Consider the following 14,230-nt stretch of genomic DNA (forward strand, 5'->3'; position numbering starts at 1 on the left):
TTCGCAATGTATAATATGTCGACTAATTTGGATGATGTAACTGGGAGATTCAGTGCGGGAAATCCTTAGAGGTTTGTCGAATAGTTTTTTAAAAAAAATCAGATACCTACTTTTACGTGCTTTGAAATAAGTACCTTTGTAAAAAAATATAAAAGTATGTTTAGATCGCTCTCTCTTTTGGCCGCCTGCTGGCTGTTTTTTTCTTGTTTCTTTTTCTCCTCATGCGAAAAAGAAGGGATAACTAAAATAGATACTTTACGAATTATTGATACCCTTGATGTTGATCGCCCGATAAATTTAAAAGCAACAAAAGGTGTTTATGGCTCGCGTATTACGGTATCGTGGACACCAATGCCCTTGGCTCAAAAATATCAATTATTTAAGTTTGATGTTACTTCTCAGAAATATATTTTACTTAAAGAGTTAGCTGATACAACTTTTGATGATTTGACTATTAGCAAATCCTTAACCAAGAATTTTTATAAGGTAAGAACCTTCAACGGTATAAAGTCGTTTAGTAGATTTAGTGATGCAGATTTTGGTTATACTTCTGCGTATAACTATTATAAAGCGCTTACTTTTGGCTCTGAAGGATATGGTACTTCACAATTTAAATTTAATATGCACATTGAGGTTGATAAAACCGGAAATGTTTATGTAAGTGATGAAGAACTGAATAGGGTTCTTAAATTTAGTGCTACCGGAAGTTTCATAGAGCAGTTTTATACTGGATCTGCGGCTAGAGCCATAGCATTTTTTGATAATGGAAACTATGTTGCTACCCGAACACAGAGCAGTAGTTATGTTCAGATATTTAACTCAAATAAGCAATTAATCAGAGAATGGGGTACTTACGGAACAGGAGATAGTAACTTTGGGAATATCGAATGTTTAACCATTGATGATGAACAAAATATTTGGATTGTTGATGGTGTGAATCATCGGATTAAAAAATATGATCAGAATGGGAATTTATTGCTGAAATTTGGTAAGCAGGGAAAAGCAGAAGGAGACTTTGATGCCCCGTTTGGTATCTGCTATTTCAAAAACAAAATTTATGTTTCAGATACAAGGAATAATCGTATCGAAGTTTTTGACAAGAGTGGTAAATTCTTAAAAGTTTTTGCTGTAAAGGGTTACCTCTTTGGCCTACGTGCTTTTGGCGATAATATTTATATCGCCAATTCTGGCGAAAGTGTTATTATCAAAACCGATGAGAATGGAGATATTCAAGAAAAAATAGGTGCTGGTTCATTTTTGAATTTAGTAGATGTAACCGTTGCGCCAAATGGAGATGTTCTTGCCTGCGATGTTTATGGCAGAAGGATAATTGTATTTAAAAAGGGTTAACATCTTAGATTTCTAAATTTATTAAAAAGCCATTCTACATCAGAATGGCTTTTGTTCATTTACGCAATTCTATCTCTCCATAAAATTGTTTAGCTTAGAACACCTAAACCAAACTACCATTTTATGAAGAAGATATACCTGATCGGTTTTTCATTCCTGGCATTAAATGCTTTCGCTCAAAAATCAGATTTAAGGCGATTAGTCTCGAATAAAGCAGATGCCATAGAACAAAAAGTAATTACCTGGAGACGTGATTTTCACCAACATCCCGAATTGGGAAATACTGAAGTAAGAACAGCTGGTATTATTGCGAAACATTTAGAATCTTTAGGTATACAAGTGAAAACAGGTATTGCAAAGACCGGAGTAGTTGGCATATTAAAAGGAGGGAAGCCAGGACCTGTTGTTGCACTTCGAGCTGATATGGATGGTTTGCCCGTTACCGAGCGGGTTGATGTCCCTTTTGCCTCTAAAGTGAGAACACAATACAACGGTCAGGAAGTTGGGGTAATGCACGCCTGTGGACACGATAGTCATGTGGCTATTTTAATGGGCGTAGCAGAAGTGTTGGCCGCCATACAAAAAGATATACAAGGCACGGTTAAATTTATTTTTCAACCTGCGGAAGAAGGAGTGCCCGAGGGAGAGGAAGGCGGAGCAGCCTTAATGATCAAAGAAGGCGTACTCGAAAATCCAAAAGTGGATGTCATTTTCGGTCTGCATATCAATTCACAAACTGAGGTTGGCGATATAACTTACCGTCCTGGTGGTACCATGGCCGCTGTAAACGATATGAAGATTACCGTTACCGGCAGGCAGGCTCATGGCGCATATCCCTGGAGCAGTATTGATCCTGTGGTGGTTTCTGCCCAGATTATCAATAACCTGCAAACCATTGTTAGCCGCAATTTAAATGTAACCGAGAATCCAGGGGTAGTTACCATCGGTGCCATTAACGGTGGTGTTCGGTCGAATATTATACCTGAAAAAGTAGAAATGCTGGGTACCGTTCGCAATTTCAGCAAAGAAGATGAAGCCATGTTTATTGAACGGATCAAAACCATTGCTACCAAAACTGCAGAGGCAGGGGGCGCAACCGCGGTAGTAAAAATTCCATACAGCAACCATTACCCGGTTACTTTCAATAATATTGCGCTTACCGAAAAAATGCTGCCCAGTATGCAGTTAACGGCAGGGAAAGAACATGTAAAGTTAAAACCGCCAGTTACCGGCGCAGAAGATTTCTCTTTCTTTCAGGAAAAAGTACCAGGCTTATTTGTTTTTTTAGGTGGTATGCCTAAAGGTAAAGATCCTTTAAAGGCGCCCTCACATCATACCCCCGATTTTTACCTTGATGAAAGTGGTTTCGTATTAGGCGTCAAATTACTTTCCAATCTTACGCTGGATTATATGACCATGAAGAGATAAGCGTTAGTTCATTTGTTACATGCATAATTGATCAGGGAAAATCAACTAGTCCGTTAGCTGTCGGCGGATAGTTTTAATTGAAATCGCTTTCCGCCATGCGCTATGCTCAAAGCGATTTCCTATATTTGTTTCATGACGAAAGAACAGATTCAGGATTTAAGAGACAGGGTAACGTCTCTGAGGAGGTATCTTTGACGTTGATGAGCTACTTTACGCCATTCGCGAAGAAGAAAAATTAACCATGGCACCCAATTTCTGGGACGATCCGAAAAAAGCAGAAAAAATTCTGGCAGAAATTAGTTCAAAGAAAAAGTGGACTGATGGTTTTAACCAAACCGATAACGCGGTTGAGGATGCAGCTGTGATGTTCGATTTTTTTCAGTCCGGAGATGCTTCGGAAGCTGAAATGAAAGAGCAGTACGAAATCGGTAAACAAGCTGTAGAAGATCTTGAGCTTAAAAATATGCTGCGCAGTAAAGAAGATCAGCTTTCGGCCGTCATGCAGATTACCGCCGGTGCCGGTGGTACCGAGAGTTGCGACTGGGCTTATATGCTGATGCGTATGTATTTGATGTGGGGTGAAAAAAACGGGTATAAAATTACAGAACAGGATAGCCAGGAAGGGGAAATTGCAGGTATTAAATCGGTAACACTCCAGTTTGATGGCGATTTTTCGTACGGCTACCTCAAAGGTGAAAATGGTGTTCACCGTTTGGTTAGGATATCACCATTTGATTCAAATGCCCGCAGACATACTTCTTTTGCCTCCGTATATGTTTATCCTTTGGTTGATGATACCATTCAGATTGATATTAACCCTGCCGATATTGAATTTGAAACATTCAGGGCTGGTGGTGCCGGTGGACAAAATGTAAATAAAGTTGAAACGGCAGTACGTTTATATCACAAACCATCTGGCATTATCATCAAAAACCAGGAATCGCGTTCGCAGTTGCAGAATAAAGAAAATGCCATTCGTTTACTTAAATCTCAGTTATTCGAAATAGAAGAAAGAAAGCGCAACGAAGCCATTGCTGCAGTAGAAGGATCGAAGAAAAAGATAGAGTGGGGCTCGCAGATCAGGAGTTATGTTTTGGATGACCGACGCGTGAAAGACCATCGTACCAATTACCAAACCTCTAATCCTGATGCAGTGTTAAACGGCGATATTAACGACTTTTTAAAGGCATATTTAATGGAGTTTTAATCTAAAACAAATGGGAAAATCATCCACTCTTATAATGCTATTACTCATGGCAATAAACTATTCGAATGCCCAAGAAGTAATCCCGTTGTACACTGGCGACATTCCAGGTGCAAAACCTACTCAGGCAACCTACGTGGAGCATACCGAAGTGCGCAACAATGGTACGCTAATCATTACCAAAGTATCAGTACCAACGATGACAGTTTTTGTTGCGCCAAAGGAAATTGCCACCGGAACGGCAGTAATTATTTGCCCTGGCGGTGGTTATAGTGGTTTAGCATTTAGCCATGAAGGAACAGATGTAGCTAAACGCTTCAATGCCATTGGCGTTACTGCATTTGTATTAAAATACCGTTTGCCGAGCGATGAAATTATGGTTGATAAAACTTATGGTCCGCTGCAGGATGCACAGCAGGCCATTTACTTAGTGAGAAAAAATGCAAAGCAATATGGAATTAAGGCCAATAAGATTGGAATTATGGGTTTTTCTGCCGGTGGGCATTTTGCCTCAACTTTAGTGGCGCATTATAAAGAGCTTAAAATTTCTAACCCTGAAAAGATTAATCTGAGACCAAACTTTGCCGCATTAATTTATCCTGTAATCAGTTTCGAAAAATCGGTACATACCGGTACCATGAAGAATTTATTGGGTCCAAATCCTGCCGATAGTTTAAAACGTTATTTCTCGGCCAATGAAAATATAAATAAAAAAACACCTCCTGTTTTTTTTGTACATGCTAAAGATGATAAAACTGTTCCTTACGAAAACAGTAAACTGATGAATGAGGCATTAAAGCAACACGATATTGATACCGATATTTATTTATACGAAAACGGTGGGCATGGATTTGGTTTGATTAATAAAACTTCTGATGTGGATTGGTTTAACTTGCTGATCAGCTGGTTAAAAAAGGAGAAGTTTTAATATCTTTGCGGATATTTTAACCTCTTAACCGGAATTTAAATGCAAAAAACAATCAAGTATGTAATGGTAGCCCTGGTTGCTATTATTGCTGTGGCAGGCTGTAAAAAAGAAATTAATTGGAATGCCAGGCTTAATCCTAACGGGAATGGCTGTCAGCTGGCGAGTTTAAAGGCTGATATCGATTTATTGGGAAGCTATACGATTACCTTTAACTATGATGCTCAAGGTCGTGTTTCAAAGCTAAACAGTGGAGCAGAGACCAATACCTATGTTTATGCCGCAAATAAAATCACGGCTACTGATGAAACAGGTCGAGTAGCAGAAATTGTGCTTGAGAATGGCCGGGCAATTTCAAGCGGTGCTGAAGGTATCGTTACAGTAGGGGGTATTTCTTATGCTTATTCGCGAAAATATACCTACAATGCTGAAGGATATTTAATTCAGGTAAAGAATTATTTGAATAACGAATTAAGCACAACTGATAACCTGACCTATGCAAATGGTAATCTGGTAAGTGCAGTTTCATTGGCGGCACATGGAGGTTATAAGGAAACCACAACCTACAGCTACTCGAATGAAATTGCAATGAACGTGTACGAAATCTCCGACCCTCTTTCTTATCATGTTGATTATTTTCCCGGAGGATATTTTGGCAGGCAATCTAAAAATGTATTGATTAAAAGCGTTTCTAAAACTGTAGATCAGGATGGTAGCCCTTTTAGCAATGAAACCATGGCCTATACTTACCAATATGATGCCAAAGGAAATGCCACCTCCTTAAACTACGTCAATACTTCTATGTTTTATCCGTCAGGTGGACCTGTTGAAACCGAAAGCTACGCCGGAGAATTCTTATTGACATACAACTGCAGATAGCTTTAACTTGAGTAAGAGCCTGATCATGATTTTTGGTCAGGCTTTTTTTGAATAAAATGTTTTTTGATTCTTCAAGCCAAAATCTGTAAATCCCATTTTACCACTCTATTTTTACGATTTCGTCCCTTATTTTTTAGAAATGATTTGTATATATTTGACTACATCGATGTGATTTTATTGTAGCACAATATAGTTGATCTAATAAGACTAAACCTGTAAATTGCAAATGGGCTTAATTTTTAGCTGTACATGCATTAGTATTTCAGGTTTTTTAAGGTTAGGCATGTATAAACTTAAATAATTAACCAAATATTTACCTAATTAAAAAAAATGAGAACAGAAACAATGAAACGGTGGCTGCTATTGGTATGCCTGTTTACCAGCCTCTTATCTTGTAAAAAAGATCAAACTAAAATTAAATCTGAAAATGGTCAGGTTAAGGCCTGGGAAACATTAATTGACGGCAACTCTTTTGCAAGTTATGCTAATTTTGAGGCGCAATGGAATTACAATTATCCATGGGGTACCGATCATAATGGCTCGGCACGTATGGTAGGGAGCTCTTCTAACCATAATCAAATCTCCTTAAGCGGAGGTGTATTAACCATTAAAGCTACCCGTTTGGCTTCATCGCCAGGAAACAGTACCGCTAATGGTTTTACCAATGTGGCCATTTGGTATAACTCTGGTGCTTGCCATGCCAAGCAGCAGGTGGTCATTAACGATCAGTTCCCGAGTTATACCATCTCAGGAGATTTTGCGGTACCAACAAGTAAAGGTACCTGGCCTGCCTTCTGGATTACAGGTGTTAATTCCTGGCCTCCGGAAAGCGATATTATGGAATTTAAAGGCAACAGCACCAATTGGCAAAACACTTATGATGGTGGTTGGGAAAATAAACTTACAACAGTTTCCAATGCAGGTTCTTACCATAATTACAAATGCTGGTATAACAAAGTAAGTGCAACTGATGTAGATTGCCATTATTATATCGATAATGTTTGGGTAGCCAAACATACCATGAGCAATTCGGTAAATAAACCGATGTGGTTAATCATCAATATGCAAATGGAAGGAGACAGCGGCTCTCCTGGTCCATCTGGCGATACAATTTATACTGGTAGAAATATTTATCTGGGCAGAGAACGGGCGTTTTAGTCAATTAAACAACAACTAATTTGGAGGCAGCTGTAAAGCTGCCTCCGTTGTAGCATATCAGATATGAACAGATATTCGACCATGTTTGCCGTTGTATTACTCTGCGTTTTATTTGTGCAGTGCAAAAAAGATGGAATAACAACCCCGGTAAATAGTCTTGCCTTATTGGTTAACAAAATTAATCTGGTAAGACAGCGCGGATGTAATTGTGGTGTTGAATATATGCCTCCGGTGGCTGATTTATCGGTGAATAATCAGCTGCAAAATGCGGCAATCATACATGCAACAGATATGGCTGAGCAAAACTATTTTGATCATTTGTCTCCAGATGGCGGTACCCCCGCCGAACGAGCAACAAGCGCAGGTTACAAAGGCGATTTTAGGGCAGAAAACTTAGCCAAAGGATATCCGGATGCGGATCAGGTTATTAATGCATGGAAAAATAGTGTAAGCCATTGTAAAGCCATGATGGATGCCAAAAGTAAAGAGGTAGGGGTAGGTACGGCAAAAAATTATTGGGTAGTAACTTTCGGGAGTCCTAAATAATCTTTTATCGTCTGGTCAATTACATCTAACAGGCCATTATTATATTTATCGTCAGTTAACTCCCAAAACATGATTCCATTTAATTTCTGATCAATTGCATATTTGGTTTTTAATGAAACTGATTTAGGGTCATCAAAAGTAGCAAAATACCGGGTTTGTGGATTATAATAATAGGGTGCTTCAGCAGTCCCGTCCCAAAAATATGTATAGCCATTTTCGGTTGAAAATTGCTTGCCAAAATCTTTAAAAGAGACACCTTTTAAAAACTTGGTTGGCTGATATAATCCATGGTCGGCATCTGTAGTGTTTTCAAAAATACGGGCATAAAATGCTGCGCCTAAAGCAATTTTCCGTGCAGGTACACCTAAACCAATTAAAGCTTTTACAGCATAATCTCCGGATAGTGTTTGTTGCGGAGTAGAATATAAAGGAGTATGGTGGCCACTTTGTGTTGCATATCCACTTACCAGGTCGTAACTCATTACATTAACGCGGTTTACCAGTGGCATTACCCGGTCCCATTCGAAGCAAGAATCAATGCAGTTTTGAGTACCGCCCGCCGCGAAACTGATCTCTGCTTTTTTGCCGAGTTTATTTCTGAGTTCTTTAACCAATAAAGTAAAGTTATGCTTGTCAGCTGGCATATACCGATGCCCGGGATAACCCAACACTGCCGGGTATTCCCAATCGAGGTCTATCCCATCCGCCTTAAAGAAATCTAAAAGCGCTTTTGTTGTTTTGGCAAATGTCTTTCGCCCTTTATTTCTGGCAAATACTTCCGAACAAGTAGCGCACCCACTCCAGCCACCCATGGCAATCATTACCTTTAAGTCGGGGTTCCGTTTTTTCAGCTCCACCATTTTCGAAATCAAAGCCGAATCTTTGGCTGCCCTGATGTTCAAACTATCGCCCTTTAAGTGTCCGAAACTATAGATCAGGTGGCTGATCTTTTCAATCGGAAAACTATCTATAACTGAACCCTGGCCTGTATAGTAAGCAATAACATTTGGCTTAACTGTTTTTTGTGCCTGTAAATTGCCCGCGAAAAGTGAGAAGGCCGTTAAAAGACAGATTAAGGATAGATTTCCGATATTTTTAAACACAGGTGGCGGTATTTACGGACTATTTTTCTGCTAAAATGTCTTGAAGTTCGTTTAATTCGGCTACTTTTTCAGTGGCTCCGGCATTTTCATAAGCCGAAATCAGGTTTCTGATCACCCGGCGGATAATATCAGTATTGCTGCACGGTTTATAATATTCGGGCAAAGCTTCTAAGTTTAACTGACGCAAAAATTGATCTACATCGTGTTTGCCAAAAATGTTGCCCCGGTTAAAAGCATTGATGTAAAAAAGTACACCATACTCGGTACCCTCTTGCTTACTGTCATCAATATAACCCAAAATAAAGTGCTGCGGCAAATTGATCCCGTACACGGGCAGGTCTAGCTTTTGGGCCAGGGTAGAATAAATAATGGCTAGAGAGATCTGGTTGCCTTTTTTGCTTTCTAAAACCTGGTTTAAGTAGGAGTTTTGCGGATCATGGTGGTTTTTGGTATTGCCACTAAAGCCATATTGCTGGTATAAAACGTGGTTGATTAGTTTTACTTTCTCGACCGAACTCATTTCATATTGCAAGCCCAGCCAGATATCCCTTTTAATCTCTTCAATCTGATTAATTACCTTTTGTTCGTCTAAGTCAGGATATTGGTAGCGGTTTATGATCAAAGCGCCCTGCAATAAATCAAAAGCACCACTTAAATACCAAAGGTTTAGATCTTCTTTAACCGTTTTAAACTGGATTTGATGAACAATGTTTTCAATGCGTTCCTGCATCAGTCCATCGAAGGATTGTTCCCATGCATTTTCTAAGTAATGGATAACTTCACCACCATATTCAAGCAATTTTTTCTCCACATGGTGATACACTTCCTCGTCGGGATCGTCCAATAATTTAACTAAAGCACTTATCTCTGCGATATTTTCCATAAAACATACATACGTTTGCGGTGTTTAATTACTTTTGCAATATTATGTTATTTCAATTTATTATAGATTACCTTAAACACCGTTTAACAGCTAAGAGCCGGCACGGAACGCATTCGCCATTTGTGTATAAGCTCGCTGATGAGGTAATTTACGATTTTAACGATAAATCTGAATATAAAAATATAGAGGAGCAGCGAAAAAAACTTTTTAATGACGATTCCGTCATTACTGTTACCGACCTCGGTGCAGGGTCTCACCTCAATAAGAACCGAACAAAGAAGGTAAGTCAGATTGCCAAAAATGCGTTAAAAAGCCCAAGATTAGCTAAACTCATTTATCGGCTGGCTAAAAATACCAAAGCAAAAAGTGCGATCGAATTGGGTACTTGTTTGGGAATTACGACTGCTTATTTAGCAAAAACAGATGCCCAAACCGAGGTAATTACAATAGAAGGGTGTCCACAAACCGCAGAGGTTGCCAGAAAAAACTTCCAGGACCTGAATTTAGAAAACATCGAACTTCATGTGGGGAACTTTGATTTGATTTTGCCGGATATTATTGCCCGGCAGCCCAGTCTGGATTTTGTTTACATTGATGGGAACCACCGTAAAGACGCTACCTTAAATTATTTTAAATGGTGCCTGCCAAAAGTAACGGAAAATTCGTTGCTGATTTTTGATGATATTTACTGGAGCGAAGGTATGAAAGAAGCCTGGACCGAAATTAAGAATCACCCTGATGTTACCGTGACGATCGATTTGTTTTGGATCGGTTTGGTGTATTTCAAAAAGGGGCAGGCTAAAGAGCATTTTAAACTTAAGTTTTAACTATCCATGCAGGAACCAAAACTGGCAGGTATTCAAAAACGATCGGCATTATTTGTTTTGCTGATTAGCCTTTTCTCTGGCATTGCAGCCTACCTGCTTTCGTTTCTTAGTAAAATGGACGCCCTTACGCATATTATGCTTGGGTGGGATATTTTTTGCCTTGTACTCAATACTCTGCATTGGTACATGTTTTTTCATACTTCTGCTGCCGAAACGCATTTAAAAGCAAAAATGCAGGATGAAACCCGTGGAGAAATTTTCGCCATTGTGGTGGTTTCTACCTTTGCTGGTTTACTGGCCGTAGTTTTACTGCTTATTAACAAGGATGTTGAGCCTCTTGATCTGGTTATCGCCATACTGGGTATGTTTTTATCTTGGTTTTTGGTGCATACTACTTTTACGATGCGTTATGCCCATTTATATTATGGTGACAAACGGAAAGAAAAATCGGAAAAGGGTGGTTCAGGATTGGAGTTTCCGGGCAGTGATGAACCTGATTTTATCGATTTTGCTTACTTTTCCTTTGTATTGGGTATGACTTTCCAGGTTTCGGACGTTGAAATTTCGGATAGAGAAATCAGACGGCTGTCTCTTTTGCATAGTTTAATTGCGTTCATATTTAATACCGTAATTGTAGCATTAACGATCAATGCGCTGGCGGGTTTAAGTAAATAGTTCTTTTTAAAAGACTTACGAAGTTTGATTTGGTCTTGGCAGATTCTTTAGTAGATATCAGTTTTTAGGAAATGAACAGTTCATTTCTTTTGGCGGTCTTTGGTCCCGCTCCCGCTTCTGCCGATGAAGAATCGGCATCCCGCTTCGATCGGGTTTAGGTACGTAGAATAGATGCTTTTCTGGAAGAAATAAATATATTATTCTATTTGTCTGTTAGTCAGTGTTTTGTGTGTGTAAGCTGATTTTTAGGTAGTATAACTTATTTTTTAGTTGTTTAACTGAAAAATAAGTTATAGATTTGGATATGGAAGAATTAACCAAAGCTGAAGAACGCATTATGCAGGTTTTATGGAAACTGCAGAAAGCATTCGTGAAAGACATGATAGATGAATTGGAAGAGAGTCCTAAACCGCCTTATAATACCATTTCGTCTATTGTGCGTTTGCTCGAAAAGAAAGGTTACGTAAACTATAAAGCTTACGGTAAAACATACGAATATTTTCCGGCCATTTCTAAGGATGAGTATGCTAAAACTACCTTCTCCAAATTGTTTTCAGGTTATTTTGATAATTCTCCAACCAGCTTGTTATCCTTTATGGTAAAAGAGGAAAAACTAAGTGAAAAAGATATAGAAGAAATTAAGAAAATCATTAACCAGGATACAAAACCATGATTTTATTCTATCTGCTCAAAGTTACGGCCTGCACTATATTATTCTTCGGATTTTATGTATTGATTTTACAAAAACTTACCTTCTTCAAAATCAATCGTTTTTATCTGCTGGTCACTTTACTACTGAGTTTTGTAATTCCAGCTTTGCAATTTGAGATTAAGCACGAAGTGGTGACAGTGGATACAGATCCTGTGGCCAACCTGCCTGAAGTGAAAATGGCTGAAAAACCATTACAGCTTATTCAACCCTTAGCGGTCGAATATCAACCAGAAACAAAGCCCGAAATAGATTGGTTAAGTTTAGTTCCTTTCGCTTATGGCGCCATAACTTTGGTTTTGCTGCTTATTTGCATTTGGCGGTTGTTCGGCTTGATTAAATATACTGGAAACTATACTGAAACTGATGATGGTTTAAAACTGATCAACAAAACTGCTGGCTTTACCAATTGCTCTTTCTTTAATTATGTTTTTATTGATGGAGATAAATTAGGTGATGCTGATTTAGCTGTTTTACTTAAACATGAGCTGGTGCATGCCAGGCAATACCATTCGATAGATAAAATTATTTTAATGGTTTTTAAATCCGTTTTATGGTTTAATCCTATAGTTTACCTATATGATAAAGCTTTAGAGCAGGTGCATGAATATGAGGCAGATGAATTTACTTCAGCAGCTTATGGAAGTGAGGCTTATGCCAGTCTGTTATTGAAACTGGCCATTGCCAAAAGTGATATGCCCTTGATCCATAATTTTGTGAAAAGCCCGATTAAAGCCCGCATTAAAATGTTGTTTAGTTCAAAATCTCCAGATAAGAAAAAAATGCCTATCTCCTGATGTTGCCTATGGTTTTACTGCTGTTGTGGCTATTTGCTGTTAAATCTGTGTATGCTGTTAGCCAAATCCGGACTGAAAATAAATCTCAACAAGGCTTTATCAAGCCTGGACAATCATTAGTAAATGATACTGATACTATTGCGAAGCATTTAATGGCGGGATCTGTTAAAAATATAAAAAGGCGTGATGTGGTACCTGGTAAACAAGGTGCTGTAGAATTTCCTGGTTTTAAGGACTCAAAAGAATCAGCGCGACCGGTTAAACCCCGAATAATCTCTTTTACTAAAATAACCGGATACATACAAGAAAAAGTTTCTTTAATGGAAAATGCAGTAATTGATATTGTTGATTGCAGATTAAATGCTAAGTATGTACAGCTGGATGAACCAAACAATAAAATGATAGCTAAAAATGCGGTACTAAAAACCAAAGATGGAAATTCATTAACAGCATCGGTTATTGTTTTTGATTTGAAAAATGGAAATTTTAAAGCGACATCTGATAACGGAAAAGCAGCGGATCCAAAGAAACCTGGCTTAGAGCGGCAGTTAAAAAATGCCCTTTTAGTTCAGCCATTTAACGAAGCCGACGCGAAGGTAGAATATCTTGCCAGGGATTCTGTTAAAATGAGCAAGGATAAAAGCATCATTTATTTATTTGGTGATGCGATGGTTATTTATAATGGTGTTAAACTTAGTGGTTCAAAAATCACCTATAATAAAACGAATAATACGATTTCAGCTAATAAGGCTATGGTCTCTTCAAATAAAATTGATGGGCTGATTAAAGCAGACAGTATTTCCCTCAATCTGAAAACTTCGGAAACAACATTATTCGGTGAAAATTTTTAAACTTTTATTGGATTTTCATTTTCCGTGTCTTCTGTGTTTCCGTGGCAATAAACTATCTGTATTGATCGATGTATTCTGTGGTTAAAAGATCCTTCTACTCGGCTACCATTGACAGAATTTACTTGTAAGGTCGTCATTCCCGCGCATGCGGGAATCTTAATGCGAGCGTTTTAAGATTATTCATAAGTGTTTTTTATTCAATGGTATTCATGAGCACTCGTGGCTCCTAATCAAGTTGGGAATGACGATTTCCCGATGGACATTGTCTACTTAAAATTTATCTGTCATTCATAAGATTTTTACGAAATAAATTATCCCTTCAGGATGACATATCAACGAGTGGTAAACAGTAAGTATTTTCCGTGCTTTCTGTGTTTCCGTGGTAATAAACCATCTGTGAGGTTCGTCGGTAAAAAAAAACTTCGACTCCGCTACCATTGACGTATTTGTATAATGGTTTAATTTTCAACAACCTGCAAATTAAGTTCACCTGCTTTTTTTTGGAGGAAAATTATCTGTTGTTCTTTTAACTTTTCTTGATATCTCTTTACTCCCTGTTCAACATAATTCATCCCTTTATCAAATATTCTATAATAAAGTTCTGCTAATTTTCTTGCCGTAGCTTTTATAGCTATGCCAGAACCTTTTTTTGCTTTAAGTCTTCTGGCAAATGCTCCCAGCCCTGGCTGTTTGCTTAACAATATAGATTGGGCTGCCTGTTTAAATATTTGTCCCGCTCTGGTTGCAGGTTTTTTCTTACTTCTTTTATTCATCTTTCCTGACTGATGCTTACCTGGAGCCAGTCCCAACCAGGAAACAAAGTTTTTTATTGAAGGCCACTGTTTAATATTGTTACCAAGTTCAGCCGTAAGCCTCATTAAACTGTAATCTGTTA

At 38.3% G+C, this 14,230-nt stretch carries 15 protein-coding genes; 12 read left to right on the top strand and 3 right to left on the bottom strand.

Annotation, left to right across the window (positions count from 1 at the left end):
- Positions 1–156 precede the first annotated feature (156 nt).
- From BM107_RS11275 to BM107_RS11305, 7 genes are all read left to right on the top strand, one after another.
- The gene (locus tag BM107_RS11275; RefSeq protein WP_090983284.1) at positions 157–1,350 is read left to right on the top strand and encodes an NHL repeat-containing protein; all 1,194 of its coding nucleotides are present in this window, start codon (positions 157–159) and stop codon (positions 1,348–1,350) included.
- Between the two features lie 123 nt (positions 1,351–1,473).
- On the top strand, positions 1,474–2,778 hold the full coding sequence (locus BM107_RS11280; protein ID WP_090983286.1) for an amidohydrolase: 1,305 nt from the start codon (positions 1,474–1,476) through the stop codon (positions 2,776–2,778).
- Between the two features lie 132 nt (positions 2,779–2,910).
- A protein-coding gene (gene prfB, locus BM107_RS11285) for a peptide chain release factor 2 (RefSeq protein ID WP_134204712.1) occupies positions 2,911–3,985 on the top strand; the annotation gives its coding sequence in 2 pieces (ribosomal slippage) (positions 2,911–2,970 and positions 2,972–3,985; 1,074 coding nt in all).
- Positions 3,986–4,031: 46 nt separating this feature from the next.
- On the top strand, positions 4,032–4,910 hold the full coding sequence (locus BM107_RS11290) for an alpha/beta hydrolase (protein ID WP_244278794.1): 879 nt from the start codon (positions 4,032–4,034) through the stop codon (positions 4,908–4,910).
- A 39-nt stretch (positions 4,911–4,949) separates the two neighbouring features.
- On the top strand, positions 4,950–5,786 hold the full coding sequence (locus BM107_RS11295) for a DUF4595 domain-containing protein (protein ID WP_090983292.1): 837 nt from the start codon (positions 4,950–4,952) through the stop codon (positions 5,784–5,786).
- 330 nt (positions 5,787–6,116) lie between these two features.
- Positions 6,117–6,944, top strand: coding sequence for a glycoside hydrolase family 16 protein (locus tag BM107_RS11300; protein WP_090983294.1), 828 nt, complete (start codon positions 6,117–6,119; stop codon positions 6,942–6,944).
- A gap of 63 nt (positions 6,945–7,007) precedes the next feature.
- Positions 7,008–7,490 (top strand): CAP domain-containing protein, encoded by a 483-nt coding sequence (locus BM107_RS11305; RefSeq protein ID WP_090983296.1) that lies wholly within the window; start codon positions 7,008–7,010, stop codon positions 7,488–7,490.
- On the opposite strand, the gene BM107_RS11310 is transcribed toward BM107_RS11305, so the two are convergent.
- Together BM107_RS11310 and BM107_RS11315 are read right to left on the bottom strand one after the other, a co-directional pair.
- Positions 7,457–8,593, bottom strand: coding sequence for a glycoside hydrolase family 18 protein (locus tag BM107_RS11310; protein WP_244278795.1), 1,137 nt, complete (start codon positions 8,591–8,593; stop codon positions 7,457–7,459). The two genes, BM107_RS11305 and BM107_RS11310, sit on opposite strands and share 34 nt — an antisense overlap.
- A 19-nt stretch (positions 8,594–8,612) precedes the next feature.
- A complete protein-coding gene (locus BM107_RS11315) occupies positions 8,613–9,476 on the bottom strand; it encodes a transglutaminase-like domain-containing protein (RefSeq protein ID WP_090983300.1) in 864 nt (287 codons plus the stop codon).
- A gap of 44 nt (positions 9,477–9,520) precedes the next feature.
- Between BM107_RS11315 and BM107_RS11320 the strand changes: the two genes are divergently transcribed.
- The 5 genes from BM107_RS11320 (at position 9,521) to BM107_RS24680 (ending at position 13,335) form a co-directional block, all read left to right on the top strand.
- Positions 9,521–10,303, top strand: coding sequence for an O-methyltransferase (locus BM107_RS11320; protein ID WP_090983302.1), 783 nt, complete (start codon positions 9,521–9,523; stop codon positions 10,301–10,303).
- A 6-nt stretch (positions 10,304–10,309) separates the two neighbouring features.
- Positions 10,310–10,978, top strand: coding sequence for a DUF1345 domain-containing protein (locus BM107_RS11325; RefSeq protein WP_090983304.1), 669 nt, complete (start codon positions 10,310–10,312; stop codon positions 10,976–10,978).
- 304 nt (positions 10,979–11,282) lie between these two features.
- Entirely contained in the window at positions 11,283–11,651 is a 369-nt protein-coding gene (locus tag BM107_RS11330) for a BlaI/MecI/CopY family transcriptional regulator (RefSeq protein WP_090983306.1), read from the top strand.
- Complete coding sequence (locus BM107_RS11335; protein ID WP_090983308.1) at positions 11,648–12,484, top strand: M56 family metallopeptidase; 837 nt, start codon at positions 11,648–11,650, stop codon at positions 12,482–12,484. The genes BM107_RS11330 and BM107_RS11335 overlap by 4 nt, the downstream gene beginning before the upstream one ends.
- A 320-nt stretch (positions 12,485–12,804) precedes the next feature.
- Complete coding sequence (locus BM107_RS24680) at positions 12,805–13,335, top strand: hypothetical protein (protein ID WP_159435230.1); 531 nt, start codon at positions 12,805–12,807, stop codon at positions 13,333–13,335.
- 458 nt (positions 13,336–13,793) lie between these two features.
- On the opposite strand, the gene BM107_RS11345 is transcribed toward BM107_RS24680, so the two are convergent.
- On the bottom strand, positions 13,794–14,230 hold a 437-nt coding region (locus BM107_RS11345), incomplete at its 5' end, for a transposase (protein WP_139222288.1).

It is taken from the genome of Pedobacter suwonensis, assembly GCF_900111825.1.
GTDB classification, from domain to species: Bacteria; Bacteroidota; Bacteroidia; order Sphingobacteriales; family Sphingobacteriaceae; genus Pedobacter; species Pedobacter suwonensis.